This is a genomic window from uncultured Desulfovibrio sp., from assembly GCF_902477725.1.
In the GTDB taxonomy this organism is placed as follows: Bacteria; Desulfobacterota; Desulfovibrionia; order Desulfovibrionales; family Desulfovibrionaceae; genus Desulfovibrio.
Window position 1 is genome coordinate 240,618 of record NZ_CABSIF010000002.1, and the last position, 21,644, is coordinate 262,261.

At 57.3% G+C, this 21,644-nt stretch carries 15 protein-coding genes; 12 read left to right on the forward strand and 3 right to left on the reverse strand.

The window, feature by feature from the left end; genetic code table 11:
* Positions 1-45 precede the first annotated feature (45 nt).
* From RDK48_RS02520 to RDK48_RS02560, 9 genes are all read left to right on the forward strand, one after another.
* Complete coding sequence (locus tag RDK48_RS02520; protein ID WP_298994182.1) at positions 46-1,215, forward strand: 8-amino-7-oxononanoate synthase; 1,170 nt, start codon at positions 46-48, stop codon at positions 1,213-1,215.
* On the forward strand, positions 1,205-1,873 hold the full coding sequence (locus tag RDK48_RS02525) for a pimeloyl-ACP methyl esterase BioG family protein (RefSeq protein WP_298994180.1): 669 nt from the start codon (positions 1,205-1,207) through the stop codon (positions 1,871-1,873). Before RDK48_RS02520 ends, RDK48_RS02525 begins: the two co-directional genes overlap by 11 nt.
* Positions 1,870-2,634: a malonyl-ACP O-methyltransferase BioC gene (gene bioC / locus RDK48_RS02530; RefSeq protein WP_298994178.1), complete on the forward strand. Its 765-nt coding sequence runs from the start codon at positions 1,870-1,872 to the stop codon at positions 2,632-2,634. The genes RDK48_RS02525 and bioC overlap by 4 nt, the downstream gene beginning before the upstream one ends.
* A gap of 95 nt (positions 2,635-2,729) precedes the next feature.
* Positions 2,730-3,467 (forward strand): hypothetical protein, encoded by a 738-nt coding sequence (locus RDK48_RS02535; protein WP_298994176.1) that lies wholly within the window; start codon positions 2,730-2,732, stop codon positions 3,465-3,467.
* A gap of 142 nt (positions 3,468-3,609) precedes the next feature.
* Entirely contained in the window at positions 3,610-5,442 is a 1,833-nt protein-coding gene (locus RDK48_RS02540) for a glycosyltransferase (protein WP_298994174.1), read from the forward strand.
* Positions 5,443-5,445: 3 nt separating this feature from the next.
* Positions 5,446-7,443, forward strand: a complete 1,998-nt coding sequence (locus RDK48_RS02545) for a hypothetical protein (protein WP_298994172.1) — start codon at positions 5,446-5,448, stop codon at positions 7,441-7,443.
* Positions 7,443-12,365, forward strand: a complete 4,923-nt coding sequence (locus RDK48_RS02550; RefSeq protein WP_298994170.1) for a hypothetical protein — start codon at positions 7,443-7,445, stop codon at positions 12,363-12,365. The genes RDK48_RS02545 and RDK48_RS02550 overlap by 1 nt, the downstream gene beginning before the upstream one ends.
* Positions 12,366-12,442: 77 nt before the next feature.
* Positions 12,443-13,477, forward strand: coding sequence for a glycosyl hydrolase family 18 protein (locus RDK48_RS02555; protein WP_298994168.1), 1,035 nt, complete (start codon positions 12,443-12,445; stop codon positions 13,475-13,477).
* A 24-nt stretch (positions 13,478-13,501) separates the two neighbouring features.
* Positions 13,502-15,586: a right-handed parallel beta-helix repeat-containing protein gene (locus RDK48_RS02560; protein ID WP_298994166.1), complete on the forward strand. Its 2,085-nt coding sequence runs from the start codon at positions 13,502-13,504 to the stop codon at positions 15,584-15,586.
* Between the two features lie 122 nt (positions 15,587-15,708).
* Here RDK48_RS02560 and RDK48_RS02565 read toward each other — a convergent pair whose 3' ends face one another.
* Complete coding sequence (locus RDK48_RS02565; protein ID WP_298994164.1) at positions 15,709-16,815, reverse strand: 1-propanol dehydrogenase PduQ; 1,107 nt, start codon at positions 16,813-16,815, stop codon at positions 15,709-15,711.
* Between the two features lie 571 nt (positions 16,816-17,386).
* Here RDK48_RS02565 and RDK48_RS02570 point away from each other — a divergent pair.
* From RDK48_RS02570 to RDK48_RS02580, 3 genes are all read left to right on the forward strand, one after another.
* Complete coding sequence (locus RDK48_RS02570) at positions 17,387-18,475, forward strand: hypothetical protein (RefSeq protein ID WP_298994162.1); 1,089 nt, start codon at positions 17,387-17,389, stop codon at positions 18,473-18,475.
* Positions 18,476-18,481: 6 nt separating this feature from the next.
* The gene (locus RDK48_RS02575) at positions 18,482-18,751 is read left to right on the forward strand and encodes a hypothetical protein (protein WP_192111684.1); all 270 of its coding nucleotides are present in this window, start codon (positions 18,482-18,484) and stop codon (positions 18,749-18,751) included.
* A gap of 167 nt (positions 18,752-18,918) precedes the next feature.
* Positions 18,919-19,803, forward strand: coding sequence for a MerR family transcriptional regulator (locus tag RDK48_RS02580; protein ID WP_298994160.1), 885 nt, complete (start codon positions 18,919-18,921; stop codon positions 19,801-19,803).
* On the opposite strand, the gene RDK48_RS02585 is transcribed toward RDK48_RS02580, so the two are convergent.
* Together RDK48_RS02585 and RDK48_RS02590 are read right to left on the reverse strand one after the other, a co-directional pair.
* A complete protein-coding gene (locus tag RDK48_RS02585) occupies positions 19,804-20,400 on the reverse strand; it encodes a GDSL-type esterase/lipase family protein (RefSeq protein ID WP_298994158.1) in 597 nt (198 codons plus the stop codon).
* Between the two features lie 96 nt (positions 20,401-20,496).
* Positions 20,497-21,585 (reverse strand): radical SAM protein, encoded by a 1,089-nt coding sequence (locus RDK48_RS02590; protein WP_298994156.1) that lies wholly within the window; start codon positions 21,583-21,585, stop codon positions 20,497-20,499.
* Positions 21,586-21,644 lie beyond the last annotated feature (59 nt).

Below are 21,644 nucleotides of genomic sequence, written 5' to 3' on the forward strand. Positions count from 1 at the left end.
GGCTGGCCCCTTGCTGCCAGCCGAGATATGCCTAATGGACAGAGAATGATGCAATACACACAGTGGCTTGATGAAAAGAAGCAGAACGGCAGCCTGCGCGCCCTGCGCAATATTGATGCAGTGCAGCGCGAGAGGGAGCGGGCCGGAGCGCCCTTTATCAACCTCAGCTCCAACGATTATCTTTCTCTTGGTGACGATGCCGACCTGAGGCAGGAGTTCTGGGCGCAGCAGGATGTTTCCTCCCTGCGCATGGGGGCGTGTTCCTCGCGTCTGCTCACGGGCACCTGCGATCAGCAGGAGGCCTTTGAGCGGGAACTGGCAACGGCCTATGGCGCGGAGGCCGCACTGGTGTTCGGCAGCGGCTACCACGCCAATCAGGGCATTCTGCCAGCCGTGTGCACGAGCCGCACGCTTATTCTGGCTGACAAGCTGGTGCATGCCAGCCTTATTGACGGCATTCGTATGAGCGAGGGCAAGTGCATCCGCTTTAGGCACAATGACTACGCTCAGCTCGAAATGCTGGTGGAAAAGCACGCTGCGGACTACGAAAACATAATCATCGTCACCGAATCCATTTTCAGCATGGATGGCGATGCCTGCGATCTGCCCCGGCTGGTGGCGCTGAAAAAGGCCAATCCCACTGTGCAGCTTTATGTGGATGAGGCCCACGCCGTGGGTGTGCGCGGCGCAAAGGGGCTTGGCTGCTGCGAGGAGCAAGGCTGCGCGGCGGACATTGATTTTCTGGTGGGCACCATGGGCAAGGCCTGGGCCTCGCTGGGCGCGTATGTGATTTGCTCGTCAGCCCTGCGGGAATACCTAGTTAATACCGTGCGCCCGTTTATTTTTACCACGGCCCTGCCTCCGGTCAACATTGCCTGGAGCCGCTTTGTGCTTGCAAAGTTTGCCAGCGCAGAGGTGGCGGCCCGCAGGGAGCATCTTGCCGCGCTCGCGGGCATGATGCATGCTTTTACTGATGGCCTTGGGCAGTCGGTGCGCAGCACCTCGCAGATTGTGCCCGTCATTACGGGCGAAAACCAGCGCACCCTTGCCATTGCCGGGCATTTACAGCGCGAGGGTTTTTACATTATGGGCATACGCCCGCCCACAGTGCCTGCGGGCAGCTCGCGCCTGCGCATTTCGCTCACAGCGGGAACCGCGCGTGAGGAGGTTGAATCCCTCATAGCCCTGCTGAGCAGGTTGCTGCATGAATATTGATTTTCTGCGGCGCGCCGGTTGTCCGACCCTGGAACTGTTTTTTGCCGGGTGGGGCATGGACAGTCGCCCCTTTGCCTGGGCTGCGGATTCGCCGCACACGGCGCACTGCGATTTTGCCGTGTGCTACGACTATACCAATATGACGCTGGATGCGGATGCTCTGCGTCCTTACAGCGGGGTACGGGTGCGGGCATGGTCGCTTGGCGTGTACGCGGCATCCCTGGTCTTGCCGGGCTTGCAGTGCGCTGTGAGCCGCGCCATAGCCATTAACGGAACGCTCACGCCTGTTGATGATAGCCTTGGCATACCAATGGCGGTCTATGATGCCACGCTTGAAAACCTTTCCGCCGAAAGCGTGGAACGGTTCAACAGGCGTATGTGCGGCGCGCACCGGGCAGTGTTTGAAGCGCGCAGATCACCGCACAGTTTGGCACGCGGTGTGGATTCTCTGCTGGCGGAGCTGAAGCATATCAAGGAATGCGCTGCCTACAAGGACAGAGCGCAGTTTACTGATTGGGACATGGCAATTCTGAGCAAAAAAGACAGGATATTCCCCATTGCAAACATGCGTAAAGCCTGGTCTGCAATCCCGGTGCTGGAGCTGGACGAGCCGCACTATCTGCCGGATATTCCTTTTGTACCTGTAGAACTGCCATGAGTGCTTCATTTGTCAGGCGGCGCTTCAGCGCTGCTTCCGCAAGTTATGATGCTGAGGCTCAGGCCCAGCGGCAGATTGCTTCGCACCTCTGGGCGCTTGCTGCGCCGCACATTCCAAGTGGTGCAGCCATACTGGAAATAGGCGCGGGTACGGGCATGCTGACGCAGCATATCCTGAGCGCGCAGCCCAAAAACCTCACTGTCAATGATCTTTATACCAGCCCGCAAGTGCAGACCCTCACGCAGCAACGGCCAGACGTGCTTTCCGTGCGCGAGGGGGATGCGGAAACGCTGGACTTCTGCGGCCCGTTTGATGCCATTTGCAGTGCCTCAACCGTGCAGTGGTTTGCGGAGATCAAAGGTTTTTTGCGCCGTTGCGCCCAGTATCTGCCCAAGGGTGGGCTACTGGCCTTCAGCAGTTTTTTGCCTGGCAACCTGCACGAAGTTGCGGAGCTGACGGGTGTTGGGCTGGACTATGCTGATGCTGCCACCCTGCAAAACTATCTTGAGCAGGATTTTAATCTGGTTGCAATGGAGCAGGGCGAAATCACGCTGGATTTTGCCAGTCCACATGACGTGCTGCTGCACCTCAGGCATACTGGCGTAACAGGCATCAGGTCTGTGGGTTGGAACAAACGCAGATATCTTGAGTTTGTTGACGGTTACATTTCCCGCTACGGCACAGGGCAGGGCGTCAGGCTGACATATCGGCCTGTGTATGTTCTTGCTGCAAGCAAGGGGAATCTTTGCCGCAACCTGTAGGTGCGCAACAATTTGTGCTGCCTGATGCGCTGTTTTTTGTCGATTTTTACTATTTCCGTTGTATTCCACCAACCCAGCACGGGAAGGAGAGTTGCATGAAGCCATCAGCAAGACTTCTGCAATGGTTTGCCTGTCTTTTGCTCGCATGTCTCTGGCAGCCGGCTTGCGCCGTCTTTGCCGAAGCATCTGGCGAAGCCTATGGTTTTGAATCTGCCAAGGCCTATCTTGAAATGCAGGGGCGTGATCTGGCAGACGCGCAAGGCAAATTTGAAAACAACCTTTTTCAAAACCTTGATGAAGCAAACGCCATTAATATCAAGTATAGGGCCTTGCCTCCCAACTATGTGCTGTACAGACTTAAACTGGCGGAAAACATCGAAAAGACCGCCAGCAAACCAGACAAACTGACCGCATATTGCAAGGATTTTTTGTATATTGACAACGCAGAAAGGGAAAATGTGGATAAATTTTTGACCTATAACGAAGCAATGACGGAAAAGTTCATTCCGCGTGATTCGTATCAGGTCATGGATGAAGATATATTGCGCAATGTACTTGTGCGGTATCTTGAAACATACAGCATGGTGTATGGCTTTAAAAACCCTGATTCCATCAGGATTCGGATAGAAAAGGCCATCCCCTACAAAAATGCCGAGGGCGACTTTGGCATTTTGTATTCCATAGCCCTGACGGAAAAGGACGATGCTGACGATTCTGCGCCGGAAAAAATGTTTCAGGTTTCATACTGCAATGGGGAAATTGTCAGCTTTGAGCCTTCAGCAAATGACGCGGCGGACGCCGCAGTGCTGAAGATTTGCAAGGCACTTCAGTAGCGGCAGCGCTGGCGGGGTCATGTGGGCAGATAGCTTTTTTTGACGCGGTATAGAATTTGCTTTAAGCATTCATTGGCAAAAATTTGGCTTTTTGTATTGTCTTTTTCAGCCACCGCACCAGAACCGGGTTAAACGAATGCTGTTGTCCACCAAACCTTCTTCCAAGCTCACTCCCCAGTTGCCCTTGGACGTTGAAATTTACCCCAAGGCCAAGAGTGATCGCCGTCTCGCCCCTGACATTCCCGGTCGGGGCGGGTCGAGGCGTGGTGCTCACCAGCGCTATGAAGCCCAGCTTCAGGTGTCGGTATATGATGCTTCGGAAGAATCCGCCCCGGTGCGCTGCCTGAGCGAAGACCTTTCGTCATCGGGCATGCTGCTGCATTGGACTGAGGATGCACCGCTTCCCGCCGAGGGGCAAAAGTTTGTGCTGCGCTTTACCATGCCGCCGGGCACCCTGCCGGAAGGGTATGAATCGCGTGTGCGCATCCCCGCAGACGTTGTGCGTATTGTGGAAGGCGAGGATGGTGAAAAAAAGGTTGCCGTCAATTTTGTGCGCAATCTGGATAACTATCTGCGCCTGAAAAAGTGGCTGCGCCTGATTGCTACTTCTGTGGTTCTGCTTGCCATTTCTGTATATGCCGTTGCCTACATGCGGCAGGAAAGCCTTTTTTACTTCATGTTTGACGTGCCCGTATTTACCTACGGGATTGTTGCGTCCGTTTTTCTGGTAAGCCGGTTTGTCTTTTCCTTTTTTTACCGCAACGTTCCTGTTGATCCTGACTTTACGCCCGGGGTCACTATTGTCATTCCCTGCTTTAACGAAGAAGAATGGATTGAAAAAACCATCCAGTGCGCCATCAATCAGGATTACCCTCAGGAAAAACTCGAAGTTATCCTTGTGGACGATGGCAGCACGGATAAATCCATGGAGCGTGTGCGGCGCATCGAAAAGCAGATTCGCAAGGAAATAACCGGCGACCGCTTTGTGGTTATTGAGCAGCCCTACAATATGGGCAAGCGCCACGCACTTGCGGCTGGGGCCCAACACGCCAAGTTTGAGTTGCTGGTCTTTGTGGATTCGGACAGTTTTCTGGAGCCGGACGCCGTGCGGGAAGTGGTGCAGCCCTTCCGCGACCCCAAGATGGGGGCTGTCTCTGGCAGAACAGAAGTGCAGAACAAATGGACAAATGCCCTCACCAAGATGCAGGCCGTGCGCTACTATGTGGCCTTTCGGTTCATCAAGGCGGCGGAATCCGTTTTTGACGGCGTGACCTGTCTTTCCGGCCCCCTTGCCTGCTACCGAAAGGATCTTGTGCTGCACTACCTCGATGAATGGCTCAACCAGAAATTCTTTGGCTATCCGGCCACGTTTGGCGACGACAGAAGTCTGACAAACTACATCCTTGCCCACCACCGCACTGGTTATCAGGATGCGGCGGTGTGTTCCACCATTGTGCCCTCAAGCATGCGTACCTTTATCCGGCAGCAAATGCGCTGGAAGCGTTCATGGCTGCGTGAAACTCTGCGCGCCAGTTCCTTTATGTGGAGAAAAGAGCCTTTCATGGCGCTTTCGTTCTATATCGGTTTTTTGCTGCCTGTGCTGGCCCCGCTGGTGGTAGTGCGCACCATGGTCGTCATTCCAATTGAGCTTGGCCTGTTTCCCTACAAATACCTTGCGGGCATTCTTGTCACCAGCATGCTCATGAGCGCCTCCTATCTGCTGTTCAAACGTAGCAATTTGTGGCCCTACGGCATTGTTTTTTGCGTGTTTTATCTGGCGGTGCTGCTGTGGCAGCTTCCTGTGGCAGTGCTTACGTTCTGGAAGTCGGAATGGGGCACACGCAATACCTCCGCCGACGTGGCCGCGCAGGAAAAGCTGCGCTACGAGCAGAAAATGTTCGTCATGCCCTCTGAAAGCGCCGTTGCAGCAGGAGCGGGGCAGCCAGCCGATCACGGCAAGCACGGTGAGGGTTAGGACATGCGCGCGCTTTCCAAAGATACCTGGAAGATCATGCGGTCATGCCTGCAATGGGTATTTTTGATCGGCCTGTGCGTATTTATTGTTCAGCTCTTTATTGAGAGGGGCAGGCCGCCGCAGTTTGACCGTGAATCGTGGACGCAACGCGATGGTTTTACGGCCATTTCTTACGGTTCGCTCACACGCGATGAAAAGCCGGGGCTGAACTCGCGCCAGCAGTTTGCGGAGCACGTGGCAGCCATTGAAAAGGCTGGGTATCAGTGGATAACTACTGACGATGTCATCAGTTTTTATCGCGATGGAGAACCTCTGCCAGAGAAAGCCCTGTACCTCATGATGGAAGGCGGCCGCAAGGATTCCGTCATCTTTGGACAGGAGATCATGGGCAAAACCGGGGTGCATGCCACCCTGTTTACGACAACCGCCACACTTAAAAGCTGGAACAACTTTTTTATCACCAAGTCCAATGTGGCGGCGCTGGCAAAGAGCCCTTTCTGGGATGTGGGTAGCCAGGGGCTTGCGCTGGTGCCCATCAACGAGAACATGCCAAAGGTGACGCCCGGCTACTTTTTGACAGATTTTTTGCGCGATCCCACTGGCCAGCCAGCGGAAACAGATGAGCAAATGCGCGACCGTCTGGCGTCGTATTATAAAGATTCGTTCGAGCCGCTGGCAAAGCTCATGTCCGAACCGCCCAAGGCCTTTGTGATGATGCCCGCCAACTCCTTCAACGCGGCCATGCCGTTTGCGGTGAAGGAGGCCAATCGCAGTTTGGCCCAGCAGTATTTTGAGCTGACCTTTTCCAGGGAAGGGGCGGCGTTCAATTCAGCAGTGGATGACCGTTTTGCGCTCACACGCGTACAGGTCAAGCCGGAGTGGACGGAACAGCATCTTCTGGAAGTGCTCTCGCTCAAAACTGCCAAGCGCACGCGGTTTTCTCTGGCCGAGGGCGATACCGCCGAAAGCTGGGTATCATTCCGCACCAGGGTGGAAGCCTTGGGGCAGGATATTGTGCTGACCCCGCAGGAGGGCAGGGCTGACCCTGTCATGCTGCGCGGCAGCAACCTGTGGGATAATGTTTCGCTGTCCATGACCATTGCACAGAAGGAAAACGTGGATCGCTACGTCTACCTGCGCTATGCCACGCCCAGCGCCTTTTTGCGCGTGACCCTGCACGGGGCGCGTCTGCTGGTGCAGGAGCGCGTTCCCGGTCAGGGGCTGTATACTATTGCGGATGAAACCCTTTCCACCCAGCCGCCCTGGCGCTTTGGTATCCTGCTCAAGGGCAACAGACTTAAAGTGTTGCTTGATGGCAAGGCGCTCGGCCCAGGATTTTTGCCAGTTTCGCCCACACTGCGGCTTGGGGCAGTTGCTCTGGGCACTGACGATGTGGAGGGGTACGAAGGGCATTTCGGCTCGCTGAATATTGTGCGTGTTCCTTCGCTCTGGCGTATCGAGTCCACAGGCAGCACCAGTTCTGGCGGTGCGGCTCCGGCCAGGGCGCAGGAAGTCACCGCATGCGTGGTGCCGCTGGCAGCTGGGGCCAGTGCTGGCAGCGCAGATGCCGAAAGGGTTTCGCGTCAGGTGTTGCGCGCACGGGCAGAGGGCAGCATGACCATTGCCGCTCTTGCCCCCGGCAACCTTGTTCTGGATGACAGCATGCTGCTGATAGCGCCCTTCAGCATTGCGCAGAGCCGCAGGCTGTGGGACGGCATCATGGTGCAGCCCCTTGCCCAAAGCTCGTGGGAGGATGTGGCGGCGACCCTCAGGGCCATTGCCGTCGCAGGCTATCGCCCCGTGGTGCGCCTTACGAGTGATGCGGCGGCAGCGCTTGCGGCCTCGGGTGTTACCTTGCCCGCAGAGCATTACCTGCTTGATTTTACGCGGGCGGAAATCCCCGACTCTCTCTGGACGCCCCTTGCCCATAGGCATAACCGAAACAATTTCCTTTATGCTACCGCAGAAAAGGGCATTTTGTACGCCGCGGGGGGCAACTGATGCGCATTAGTATCCTTTCTTGCAGTCTGCTGTTGGCCCTGTGCTGCGGCTTTGTCGCAAGCGCTGTGTGCGCGCAGGAATTTCCAGCTGGGGATAGCCGGGCGCGCCTCGATCAGCCTAGAGGTCTGGAACCTGTCAAAAGCGCCAATTCCGCAAAGGGGCAGGAGCAGACAAGTGGCGCGGAACCGGAAAAGCTCTCGGCAGCCTACTATTACAATCGCGCCAACTATGCCATCAGCCGCGAAATGTACGCGGAGGCTCTGGGTGAAATCGACAAGGGCATGGATCTGGATCCTGGTTTTCTGCCCTTCATCACGCAAAAGGCCCTTGTGCTTTCGCGCCTGTCGCGGCATGAGGATGCCGCGCGTTTCTATTCGCTGGCGCTTGAAGCCAGACCGGACGATGCGCGGCTTGCGGCCCTTGCGGCAGAAAATATCCAGAGCAGCCGGGCCAGTGATTCCTCAGGGCTTTCCACTGATCTGGCAAGGTTTTTCAGCGGCCTTTCTGTGCAGGTGACGCCGGAGCTTCTCAAACTGCTGGCGGAACGTCAGGATCAGAACAACGCGGTCTTTTTGCCCGCCCTGCGCGCTGCAGGGGCCGTTGGCAAACTCACGGACGAGGAACAGGCGGTGCTCAAGGCCTGCCTTGCCAATAACGGCACCGTGGCAGCCGCCTTGTTGCGCCGTCAGAATGACTGGCCGCAAGGCTCTGAACCGCTGCGGGCCGTATTTGAGGCTATGACCGCCCGCGCCTTGCAACTGGCTGGCAAGCAGGACGAAGCCGAAACTTTTTATCGACAGGCGGCAGGGCGGGGCTTTAGTCAGGAAACATTGAACGCCATCAAGGCGCAGGCCTACCTGAACCTCAACGAGCAGAAAAAGGCCGCCACTGTTTACGAGCAGGGCTGGCGCATGGCTTCAAGCCCGCAGGTCTGGGCGGTGCGCGCGGCAGATGCCTACGCAGCCTCTGGCGGTATCAAGGATGCCTGCGATATACTTGAAAAAGCTGCAAAAATAGCCCCGCACGACCTGTATTTGCAGGGGCAGCTCTATTACCGCCTCGCCCAGGCCGGAAAAACCGTCGAACTCAAGGCTCTTGAGCAGAGGCTTGAGGCCGGGGGCAGCAACATTGCCGTAAACTTTGGCAAATTTCTCTTCGCCCGAAAGAGCAAAAATCGGGATGCCATGCAAAAAGCCCGTCAGGCCGTTGTGGAGCATGTTGACGATGTCAGCGCTGTTCACGCACAGGACGACATCCGGCTGATTGTTGCCAGTCTTGGGTTCAGCGGTGCGCAGGCCCCGCAGGAGCAGCAGGCCGAACTCATGCGCAACAACGGCTGGGAGCTGTGGGACAGCGGAAAAATAGACGACGCCTATGTTTCGTGGCGCGATTCCATTGCTCTTGATCCCCAGCATGGGCAGAAGGTTGGCCCCTCCATGTGCGCGGTCTTGTTGCAGCAGGGCAGAACTGCGGACGCCATGGAACTTTTCCGCATGCAGTACCCTGAAATGCCCGTGTTCTCCCTTGCCTTGTATCTGATAAAGGACAATCAGTGGTCTGCGGCTTACCCGCTGTTGCGCTCCATGGCTGCCCCTTCGGGCGCCAATGCCCCCTGGTATGCGCTGGCCCTTGCCGCAGGCGCGCTTGAAGGCGGCGACATCCGCGCAGTGGAAACCAGCGCCAGGGCCTTGCTTGCCCTTGATCCGCCGCAGGAAAGCCACACGGTCAGTATTCCCGCCGCTGATGCGGGGGCAGGGCAGTTGCAGTTGAGCAGGTCGCTCTATCTCTCCATGCTGTCGGAATATCTGGGTAAGCTTCTGGATCAGCAGAATGTCGCATTGATCCCTGAGCTTTTGGCCAGCAGACAGCTTCAGGGTATACCCGCGCCACAGGCCGCTAAAATGTTGAGCGAAGCTGGTTTCAGCCTTGCAGTGGGCGACAGCGCGCAGGCTGCGGTGCCTTTGTGGCAGCGTGCGCTTACGCTCAGCCCTGATCTGCCCGAGGCGCATCTGGGTATGGCCCTTGCCGCCGCCATGCAGGGAAATATGACAGCTGCGGAGATTCATCTGAACGCGGCACCTGTCAATGCTTCGCCCCGGCATGAATTCATTCTTGGCCGCATCAGGATGCTTGAGGGGCAGACGGATGTGGCTATGCGCCATTTTGACAGCTTTTTGCGCGCGGAACCTGGCAATCTTGCCGCGCGGTACGCAGTTTTCAATATTTTTATGTCGCTGGCAGACTACACCCGCGCCCGTGCGCTTTACGGCGAATTTAAAAATGCCGCAGGGCCTACCGCCCGGCTGTATGAAGGGCAGTGCGCCCTTGCCTTGGGCGATGCCGGTCGGGCAGAGGCGATTTTCCGTTCCCTCATGGCCAAGGGGGCAACCACAAGGCCTGTGGCGCCGCTGCTGGTGGCGGCTTTGCGCGCCCAGAACCGTTGGGCGGAGGCGGCTTCCATTTTGCAGCAAAGCGGCCTGCCAGACCCGGAAAAACTCACGGCTCTGCGCCGTCAGGCCGAAGACGCACTGGCTGAAGCCCGCTACCCTGCGGCGCGGGGTTACGCTCAGACCTATCTGGCCGATGATCCGGATTCCGCCTATGTGCAGTCGCTGTACAACAGCTCCCTGCGCGATGAGTACAGGATGCAGGCTGACCGCCTTGAAAAGCTCAAGCGCGAGCAGATACGAATTGCCCGAGGCACGCTTGATCCTGACCGCCTTGCACCGCAGGAAAGGGAAAAACTTGCGGAGCTGCGCTCCGGCGGTCAGGCTGCGCTTGAACCCGACAGGTCGCTCCTTGATGATGCGCAGACGCATGCTGAAGGCCTGCTTGCCCGCAACACCATACAGCGCGACGCGCTGGAAAGCGTGTTGGATACCTCCCTGCAACGCCATGACTACAAGGAAGCGGCCAAAATCTCCCGCCATATGGCGCAGGAATATCCCTACGACATGCACTATCAGTTGCAGTCAGCCGTGCATTCCGGCGCGGTGTCGCGTTTTGACCGTGCCCTGCCTGTGGTGCAGTCCCTTTCGGCCCGTGGGCCAAACGGGGCGGGCATGGCCCTGTGCTTTGCCAACATTACCTCGCAGTCGGACGGCAAAAGCTATACTCCGCAGGATGTTGCCGCATATCTGGATCAGCTTGGCGCAAACTATCGGCCAGTTTCCCTGCCGGAATTTCTGGCTCCTGCACCCACAGACGCGGCCACGGCTGCGCCGGGCAAAATACCGCTACTACTCGTTATCGGGCAGACGCGGCCTGAAGAACTGCAAGCCATAGATGCCGCTCTGGCTCAACGCGGCGGCAGGGCCGTGCTGTTGGTGAGCAGGCAGTCGTTTATTCCCGGCACGCCGGACGACCTGCCCAATGCTGCGCTCTTGCGCAGGCTTGTGTCCACAGGCCGCTGGGAACTGGCGCTCACGGATACCTCTGGCCGCACCATTGTGGATGTAACAGGCCGCAGGGGCGGTTTCTGGGCTCGGCGCGCAATGGTGGACGGACGGCCTGAAACTGTCGAAGAAATGAAACACCGCTGGGCTTCGGCAATGGCCGAGGCGCGCCAGCTCGCGCAGTCTCAGGGCTTTGCGGTGACGGCGTGGATGTACCCCGGCGGCGATTACGGGCAGATCAGCCTCGACGGCGATGCGGAAATCCGACAGGCCTATACAGAAGCTGCCCGAGGGGTCTTTGCCGTGGCCTTTGTGCCCACGGCCAACGGCTATCACACCAACAGCCTTGATCCGCTGTTTGTGCCCGTGCGCAACGTGTATGCGCAGCTGGACGCCAAGGCCATAGCCTCCATGCCGCAGAGCCATCCCACGCGCCTTGCGGTGCAGACAGAGGGTTTGCTGGCAAGCTGGCACGGGCAGTTGCCACGTGCGGAAATGCTCTTTGCCAGGGCGGCCTCGCTTGGCCTTTCGCCTGCGGATAACACCTATTACCGCGCCAGCAACGCGCTGTTTGATGAAGATGCCCCCTATGCCAATGAGCTTGCGCGCGAAGCAAAACGGCTCGACCCGGATAATCCGCGCACGGACGAACTGCTTGATCGCGCGCAGCGGCTTTTGCGGCCCAGAGCCACGTTCAGCCCCCACGGCTGGACAGACAATGCCGGGCGCAGTTTTGCGGAATACGAACTTAAGGCTTCCACCTTTTTGCAGGAGAATCTTTCTGCTCAGGCCTCGGTTTCCGATCTGTGGTGGAAGAGCGACCACAATTCGCTGCACGGCCATGCCATCGGCATTGGGCTGCGCTATTTCCCCTTCAAGCAGCACTGGCTTGATCTGATGGTGCGCGATGTGCAGCCGGACAGCGGTTCTTCCTTTATGGAAGCGCGGGCCGCCTGGCGCGGCGTGTATTCGGTCGATCCCCTGCGCATCAACGGGCCGTACACCCTCAGCTACAGCCGACAGTCAATCGAGACGGCGGAAAGCGTCAAAAAGGGCGTGTACGCCGACAGGCTTGGCCTGAATACCGAGGCCCGCATACTGGACTGGGGTGTGCTTCAGGCCGAAATCTTCGGCACACAGCGCACGGATGGCAACCGCACTGTGGGCGGCACCGTCAGCCCCCGCTATATTGTGTGGGACAAGCCGCAACTCCAGATAGGCTATCTGTTCAGCGCCGCCGACAGTGACAGAAATCCTGCCGACTACTATGCGCCGCAGGAATACGTCAATCATATGGCTGTGGCCTCGTTTGATGTGGCGCTTTTTGACCAGATGCACGTGCGCGGCTTTGCCGGATACGGAACAGCCATATCCAAGGACAAAAACTGGGAGCAGGTTCTGCGTTACAGCCTTGATCTGAACTGGGTTCCTGCCGATAACTGGAGCCTTGCCCTTGGCTACAGGCGTATGGAACTGCCCGATTACAACATGGATGAATATTCGCTGAACCTGCAATACGTTTTTTAAGAAGCATTCAGCGTTATGCGCCGGGTCTCTGGCCCTTGCGCCAAATCCGTCCGGGCCATAGTGCCGGGGAGGTTGTTATGAAATGTCTGCGTTCTACCGCTTCTGCGGGACTGCTTGTGCTGTGTTGCGCGTTTCCGGCGGTGGCAGCCGATGCTTGGGTGGCGGATTGGGACATGCCCAACGGGCTTGCAGAACTGCGCCAGGGCAACTTTAAAAACGCGCTCATGTTTGCCGCGTATTTTGACAGGCAGGGCAGACCCTTCCTCACCGATGACATGAAAAAGGCCTTGCGCGGCGGGCTTGGTACCTCACTGGGCCAAAGCTCCAACAAGGCGCAGGGCGTGTTTCTTTCAGTCGTTAATGACGTGGTTGAAGCCCCCGGCAAATCTGTGCAAAAGGATCCCTCCCTTGTGAGCAGGCTCATGGCTACAGACGCCAGCCGCGCCGCGCACCGCAGCGATCTGCTGGCCCTGCTGACGGCCTATCCCTTTACCGGGCTGGAACTTGATTACGAAAGGGTGAGCATGGATGACTGGCCCCGATTGCTCACGTTTGCGCAGGAGCTTTCCACCACGCTGGCTGCCCAGGGCAAAAAACTGCGGCTGGTCATGGAACCAAAGCAGAAGTACCTGCAAGGCAATCTGCCCGCAGGCCCGCAGTATGTGGTGATGGCCTATAACCTGCACGGCAGCCACAATGGGCCGGGGGCCAAGGCTGACGATGCCTTTTTGCGCCAGTTGGCCCAGTGGTGCGCCCACTGGCCTGTAAAGCCGGGGTTGGCGCTTTCTGCGGGCGGTTTTGCCTGGACGGGCCGGGGCGTTGTGGAACTTACCGAGCGCAAGGCCGCCGCATGGGCGCAGGGCGCGGGCGTACAGCCTAAACGCGACCCAGCCAGCCATGCCCTGTACTTTAAGGCGGCAGACAACACGCCCGGCAGCCCCCTGCTTACAAAAGGGGGCATCAACGGCAGCATTTGCGAAATCTGGTATGCGGATGGTGAAACCCTTGCGCACTGGGCCGATGTGGGGCGCAGCCTTGGCTTCGGCGATGTGAGCCTGTGGCGGCTTGGCGGCAATACGCCGGAATCTCTGGCAAAAATTTCAGGAAAGTAAGAGATGACGCCGCAAAGCAGTAATATGCAGGTACGTTTGCACACCTTTGGAACCATTGTGTGCGTGGCGGTCTTGCTGCTGTGCGCCAGTTCTTGCGCTGTTTTTGCGGCAGTTGTTCAACCCTCGCGGAGCCTCTATGTGGGCGCGGGATTCAGCGGCGGCGACGGACTCAGCGCAGACAGGCCGCTTGGCAGCATCAACGCCGCGCTGCAAAAAGCCCGCACGGGCGATGTCATCATTGTTGCGCCGGGGGAATACCGGGAATCCATACGGATTTCCACACAGGGAATTACTGTTGTGGGCAGTGCGCCCGGCGAAAATGTCCCTCAGGTTGTTATCGCAGCTCCGTCAGGAAAGCCAGGACCTGTGCTTGCCGACAGCGCTGATAGTGTGTGGCGCGGCATTACCTTTCGTATTGGCGACAGCGCCGCCATAAATCTGCGTGGCTTTGCCGGGCGGTTTGAGTTCTGCCATTTTACCTCTGAAAATCCGGTGCCGGGCATTGAGGTATACGGCGGCAATCCCGTGTTTCTGGGCTGCACCTTTACGGGCGGCACCGGGCCCACGGCCATGCTGGCGCTCAATGGGCTGGCAGGGCGCAAGAGCAGGGTGACCTTGGCTTACTGCCTGTTCCGCGATAACCCCGGCGGCGCTGTGCTGCTGCGAGGCGAGCAGGATGTGCGTTTTGTGAACTGCCTTTTTGCCGCTTGCCGTTTTGTCGCCATGCGTCAGGCCGGGGTAGGAGCGCAGATTTCTGCTGTCAACAGTGTGTTTTTTCTCAGCCCGGAGCCAAGCCTGTTTTTACAGTCTGCCTCCGCTCCCAAAGCGCGCCTTGAAAACTGCCTGTACGCGCCAGCGCCCGGCGATTTTATGAAATGGCAGGCCAGGCCTCTCGATCAGCAGCCGGAAGTTACCGCCGTTAACAGCATCACGGCCTCTCCCCGTTTTTTGGGCGGGCGCAATGCCTTGATAAACCTCTGCGTGGACGACACCGTTAATGCCCCGGTATGGCGTTCACTCACGCCAGCTGCGGCAAAGCTGGGGCTGAAAATCACCCTTGCGCTGAATACGGACGCGCTCTCGCCGCAATACTGGGAGATGATTATTCCTGAGGTGAACGCGGGATTTGAAGTGGCCTCCCACGGTGCCGTGCATGCCAGCATTACCTCTGCCGAGGTATTGCGCGTGGGCTGGTTTGATCCGGCGGGCACATCAGCCTCCCTGTCCATAGATCAGGCAGAGCAATTGCGGGTGGTTGTGGACGGCAAGGAGCTGTGCGTTATCGATCTTGCAGCCCAGCCCTATCTTTCCATGGGGGCGCTGGTGCGCCAGTTGCAGGAGAAAGGCCTTAGGGCGGAGCTTGTGAGCCTGAGCCACGAGAAAATTCCCGCCTATCTGCTGGCCCCGGTGCAGGAGCAGGATATCTTTTTTGCGCGGCACAATGCGGAACTGGTCATGGATACCAGGGCCTACATGCATTACATGCTGTCAGAATCGCGCCGCAAGATAGAGCAAGGCTTGCGCGAATATCGTGCCGCACAAATGATCTGCGCGGCCTTTGTGTGTCCCTACAGCGAGACCAATGCAAATATCCGGCAGGCCATGCAGGCTACGGGTTTTCAGGTTGCGCGCAGCCATATGGCGCAGCGCTTCCTATCCGCCGCTGAACGCGTCGATCTCTCTGCCCTGCAAAGCATTTCTCTGAAAGATATCGTGCCCGGCGCGCCAACGCCCAATCTCAAGGAAATGCTGCGCATGTATCTGGATTATCTGAAGTACCACGGTTCCATCATGGGGCTCTACAGCCACGGAGCCAACGAATGGACAGCCAATCAGTGGATAGAACTCTTTGAGGTGTTGCGCGAAAACCGTTCTGTAAAAACAGCCGGGCTTGCGGAAATAGCCGCCATAGTCAAGGAGCAGTGCCAATCAACAGGGCCGTGGACATACCGCTGCCCCTCGCAATCTGGTCCTGTGGGCGGCGAGATATCGTTCAGGCCGGGGCAGGATTCCCCCCTGATTGGCGCTGGCGTGCCGACAGAATTCAACACTGATTATGCGGGCAGGCCGTTGCAGGCAGGGCAGAGGCCTAATATTGGCCTGTATTGACGGCAAACAAGGCTATCGCTGCCATCACGTGCACAGGCGCAAAAAAAGGAGTCACCTTTTTGGTAACTCCTTTTTTTGTAGGCGTTTGCAGAAAATACAGCAGACCTGCTATGAGGTCTGTACTACCAAGCCTGTTCGAGCAGGGTAACGATGTCGTCGTGCGAGGGCATGCGCGGGTTGCTGCTGGTGCAGATGTCTTCCAGCGCGTTAACGGCCATGGAATCCAGGCTTTGACGGTAGACCTGTTCGTCCACTTTAAGCTCGCGCACCCGTGCGGGAATCTTCATGGATGTGTTGAGGTCGCGCACGGCGTTTATCAGGTTGCGCGTGCCTTCTTCCACTGTGGCGCTTTCAAGGCCGATAAAGGCCGCAATTTCTGTGTATTTGACGCCCGCGTCAAAGCTGTTGAAGCCTATGACAAAGGGCAGCAGAACGGCATTGGCAAGGCCATGCGGAATGTGGAACAGGCCCCCAAGGCTGTGGGCCATGCTGTGGGTAACGCCAAGGCCGCTGTTGGTAAATGCCAGCCCGGCCATGCACGAGCCGATGAGCATGTTGTCGCGCGCGGTCATGTCGTCGCCGTGGTCATAGGCGCGCTTGAGGTAGGTAAAAACATTGCGGATGGCCTGCTCCGCGTAGATAGCTGTAAACACGTTGCTGTAGCGCGAAGTATAGGCTTCCACCGCATGGGTCAGCACGTCCATGCCGGTTGCAGCAGTCACGTGCGGGGGCACGGTGCGCGTAAAGCGGGCATCAAGAATGGCGGCGTCAGGAATGAGCATTTCGTCATTCAGCGGAATTTTCACCGAATTGACCTTGTCGGTGATAACCGCAATGGAGGTCACTTCCGAACCTGTGCCGCTGGTGGTGGGAATGGCGACAAGCGTTGTCTTTCTGGTGCTGTCTGCCTTGTGCCCGAAGTAGGAGATGGCTTTTGCCATGTCAATGGCCGAGCCGCCGCCAAGGGCGATAATCATGTCTGCCTGGCTGCTCAAAAAAAGGCGCGTGGCTTCAACCACTGCCTGAAGGGATGGGTCAGGCTCCACGCCAGAAAAGAGCGTGTGCCCAATGCCCTTGCGTTTCAGATGGCTCACGGCCTGATCGGCAAATCCGCTTTTGACCATAAAGGGGTCTGTCACCACAAAGGCATGGCTGGCTGGAAAGGTCTCAAGGGTTTCCAGAGCGTAAGGGCCGTAACAGATCTTTGTTTTTCCGTAAAACTGGGTCACGTCGTCCTCCACAGGCGGCGCAAAGAAAGAAAGGATATCTTGGCGTCGGCGTATTCTTTTATCGTCAGCGGTTCACGCTTGCTTGCGCTTGGGCAGCCATTTTCACGCCTAGGTGGCGTGGATATTTTTACTACTGATACCAGTCTGTTAGCTCGGTGATAACCCGACATTGCACGGCATGCTTGCAAAAGGGCAGTGCGGGCATGATGCTAAGTCAACCTTTACCCCTAGGGGGAAGGTCAAGGGTTTTTGCAAACTTTTTTACTATCCAATGTCTTTTTGTGTGAAAAAATAAACCAGCAGGCCTGATTATGGATTTCAAATTAAAACAGACTATTAAGGTGGTTATTATTGCAGTAATTATATCTACTAAATATAATTACTATTTTTAATTATCGACATCCGGGACAAAATTTATGTAAAAAGATGCCCATCAAGGGGCATTTTTTTGTAAAAGGCCTTGATCTTCCAGTGCGGAGAATGCTTACGGTGAATCAAAGTGGGCCGAGCCTCCCGTTGAGGGCTGGGTCAGCCCGCAGCCGACACCAATTCCCGAGGGAAGGAGAATGCCATGGAGCAAACAGCACAATTTGGGTCAACAGGTATGGAAACCTCGGCGCAGGCAGCCAAAAAGCAGCTTGCCACAAGTTTCAGAAGACGTGGCATGGTTACTGCCACCATGTCTGGGGTAGCATACGGAACATACACCGCGTTCATGACGCTCGCCATGACCTTGGGCGTGTGGGGCGTATGGTACGGCGGCGATTCCCAGCTTTCTGAATTTTCCAAGCTCTTTTTGCTTGGCGCGCTCGGCGCGGCCACCACTGACGCATGCAGCGCCGTATGGGCTGTGCTGATTGCCATTGGCAAGGGCAAGTTTGGCGATGTTTTTCGCAGCATGGCCTCCAAGCCCGGCGCTATCCTCATGGCAGCCGCAGTTATCGGCGGCCCCCTTGCCAGTACCTGCTACGTGCTTGGCCTGCAGAGCGCCGGTTCCATCATTGTGCCCATCAGCGCGCTTTGCCCGGCAATCGGCTCCATTCTGAGCCGTATTCTCTTCAAGCAGCCCCTGACCCCGCGCACCATGCTGGGTATCTTTATCTGCTTTATGGCCAGTGCCATGATCGGCAGCACGGGCCTTGCCGATAACGCGCCGCCGAACCTCTTTGTGGGTATCGCCTTTGGCTTTCTGGCCGCTTTTGGCTGGGGGCTTGAAGGCTGCGTGGGCGGCTACGCTACTTCCATGATTGACCCTGAAATCGGCATCACCATCCGCCAGCTTACCTCGGCCCTGACCAATCTGCTGATCCTTGTGCCCCTGTTTGCCTTTATTGGCGGCGACTCGGCCTTTGGGATGATCCGCACTGTCTTTACCGATGTTGACGCCATGCCCTGGTTTATAGTGGCTGGTTTCGGCGCGTATTTCGCCTTTATGCTCTGGTACAAGGGCAACGCCATGTGCGGTACGGCGCTTGGCATGTCGTGCAACGGCGCGTTCTCTTTCTGGGGACCTTTCTTCTGCTGGCTGGTGCTTGGTCTGTGGTTCGGCATCGACGGTTACGCCCTTGCCCCCATTGCCTGGCTGGCCGCAGTCGTGATGATCGTCGGCATCTTTATCATTGCCGTCAATCCGCTGGATTTTTTCAGAAAGAAGGGATAATTTGCCATGAAAAAGCCGCTTAATTTCGCCATTCTCAAGTATATGACAACGGTTAACGAGGCCTGCACAGAAGATGTGCTGTGTGCGCTCAAAGACGGCTACAGCTCGTTTAGGGCTTTCAACAAGTCTGACGTGCTCAACGCCCTCCTGACCGCAGAAGCCAACGGCCTGCTGGAAGAATCGCGCTATGACCTGGATGATGAAGGCCAGGTGCGCATGTTCTTTCGTGCCCATGCCGAAGGTGCAGCAACCATAAACCGCTACATTTCCAACTAAGTATCCACTGCCGGGGAGGGGTGCGCCTCTCCCCGGCATAAGGGATGTGCCCGGCCTCGTTTTTGCTTCTGGCTGGTGGCGCAAATGCTCGATATAGGATGTTGTAAGGTTCGGGCAGGCGCATAATCATCCCTTTTTGCCCACCCTTCAAAAATCCGGGCAACGCCATGACAAAACAAGGGTACACCATCAGCCAGATGAGCGAGATCTCCAAGATCTCCAAAAAGGCTCTGCGTTTTTATGACGACCTCGGCCTTATTTCTTGCAAAAGGCACGGGGGCAACAACTACCGCTACTACACGCAGGACGAACTGCTCGCCATCCCGCCGCTGAAATACTACAAGCAGATGGGGTTTAACCTCAGCGAAATCCGCGCCGCTTTTGAAGTGGGCAGCAATACTTCCCTTTCCGCGCTGCGAAAAATATTCATGAGCAAGATTGAATTGTTGCAGCAGGATGAAAAGCTGTTGTTTCTGCGGCTTACATCTGTGCGCGACTGGCTTGAACTGCTGCACGAAGCGGAAATTGTGCTGGAAAACTGCCAGCAGAGTGTTTCGGTGAAGTACATTCCGCCAGAACGCATGCTTTTTATGGATCAGACCTTTGTTTCAGATATCAAGTCTGCCATTATCAACATGGATTTTACCAATTATGTTGAAGAAGTGGGCAATAATATCACCGGGCCGGTCATCATCAATTTCTCTTCCATAGAAAACAGGGTGCAAAACGAGGAACAGCCCGTCAAACTGCTGCAAAAAACCGTGTTCCCCTGTGGGGAAGATAATATGGCGGATTATGGCGGGTATCTGGCGGCAAGCTGCTACCACATAGGTTCGCACGAAACCATCGGCAGCACCTACCGCAAATTGCAGCGCTGGTGCGCCTCAAACAACTATGTTTGCGACAATGGCTCTCACGAGCGCTATATTACCGACTTCTGGACCACCAACAACGATTCGCTCTTTGTTACAGAAGTACTGGTCAAGGTAAGCCGCCGAGGGAGTGTAGTGCACACCCCAAAATTCCATTTCGATGCAGACGACGATCTGTAATCAGCCAAGTATGCGGGCCGCCTGCTGCGCCATCAGCTCGTGGCCCGCTTCGCTTGGGTGCAGGCCGTCTGTGTAGAGTGCGGACATACTATCAGAGGGATTGCCATCCGGTGAGCCTGCCTGACCGGGCAAACCCGCAAAAGCCTGCGAAAAATCCACGCATTGCAGCGAGAAATCCTCGGCGAGCACGCGCAACCACTGGTGCAGGGCGGCATAGTCCGCGCAGGCGCGCGGCAGGTCAACGCTGCCCAGCAGGGGAAAGGTTATGGGCGCATGCACAGGAATGGGCACCCCCAGCACCGGGCGCACCCGTGCGCTGAAGCTGTGCTGCACCAGCGCAAAAATATTGGCCTTGACGGTTCCAAGCCCTGTTCCCAACGCCAGATCATTGAACCCGCCCATGATCAGAACCGCGTCAGCGCCCGCCTGCACCACCTGGGGGTGAAAGCGGGCCAGCATGCCGCCCGTGGTATCGCCGTTGATGCCGCAGTTGCGCACGTCAATGCCCGTGCGCCGCGCCAGCAGGGTTGTCCATACCTTGGGGCGCGGAATGCCGTAGCCGTATGTGAGGCTGTCGCCCAGACAAGCAATAATCATGTTTGCAGCGTATTCCCTTGTGGATGATCGGGCAATATTTGCAACAGGCGGCCAGCGCCAGCAGGGGCGTACTGGCAAGGGCCGCCTGCGCCCGCATCAGGCGGGCAAGCCCATTTGCAGGCGGATGTGGCGTACATCCGCCTCTTCAGGTTTGAAAGGATAGTTGCGGATTCCCGGCCCGGGGCGCGAATTGGCGTAGGGGCGGTTGCAGGCCACCTCTCCGTCGCGCCCGGTGCAGCCGCAGGTGCGGAACGGTTCGCCCGAGTCGATGACCGCATCCAGATCGGCCTTGGGCAGGCCGTACCCCGTGAGAGCGCGGCGGTCGTTATAGGTAAAGAACCGTTCGTGGGCGTGGTCGTTGTCGATGAGCCAGCGCGCAAGCTGAATGCGGCGGTAGTGGTCTATGGGCGGCGGCAGGCGGTGCGCCAGAGGCGACCCCCCTTCGGGAAAAAACGAAAACAGATGCGTGTTGCCGCCCATGTCGTGCACTCGCTGCATGGCGCGGCACATGTCCTGCTCGGTTTCGCCCATGCCCACCATAAAGTGCGCCCCGGCCATACCCTGGCCAAAAATATCCAGGCTTTCGCCCAGGCACTGCCAGTATCTTTTCCATGAGTGCGGCCCACCGACCCCTGAACCCCGGTAGTGGTCAAACAGCTCGGGCGTGGCAAGGTCAATGGCTACGCCGATCTTGTCCGCACCGGCCTCGCGCAGTTCCTCAAGGTTTCTGCGGGTAAGGATGGTGGGCGAAACCAGCATGGAAACGGGAATATCAATGGCCTGACGCAAACGGCGGCATATCTCTGCGGCATCGCGCGGTGCGCGGCTGTTGGTGAGCATGGAAATGCAGACGCGCTTGACGCGCTCCTGACGCCGCACAATGCCCGCCACAATTTCATCAACGGTAAATGCGGGCCAGGTCACGCGAATAAAGCTTTTGCTTGAGCTTTCCTTCTTTTCTTTTGCGCCAGAGAGGCCGCAGTAGGCACACTTTGCCGCGCAGCCAGAGCGGTAGGTCAGCAGCAGATTGATGCACGAAAGGCAGGCGTTGCGGTAGAAGGAACCGGGGGCGAAATCGAGCGTCATGGCGGCAGCAAGGCTCATGCGCGCAACCTCGGGGCTTTGGGGCTGTGTTTGTTGCCAGCAGGGCGGGCATTGGTTCTCAAGTTGGGTGGCTTGGCTCATATGTTGCCTCCAGCAAAAGTTATTGCGGCAAGTGTTGTATGGTACCCGTTAGGCAGGCC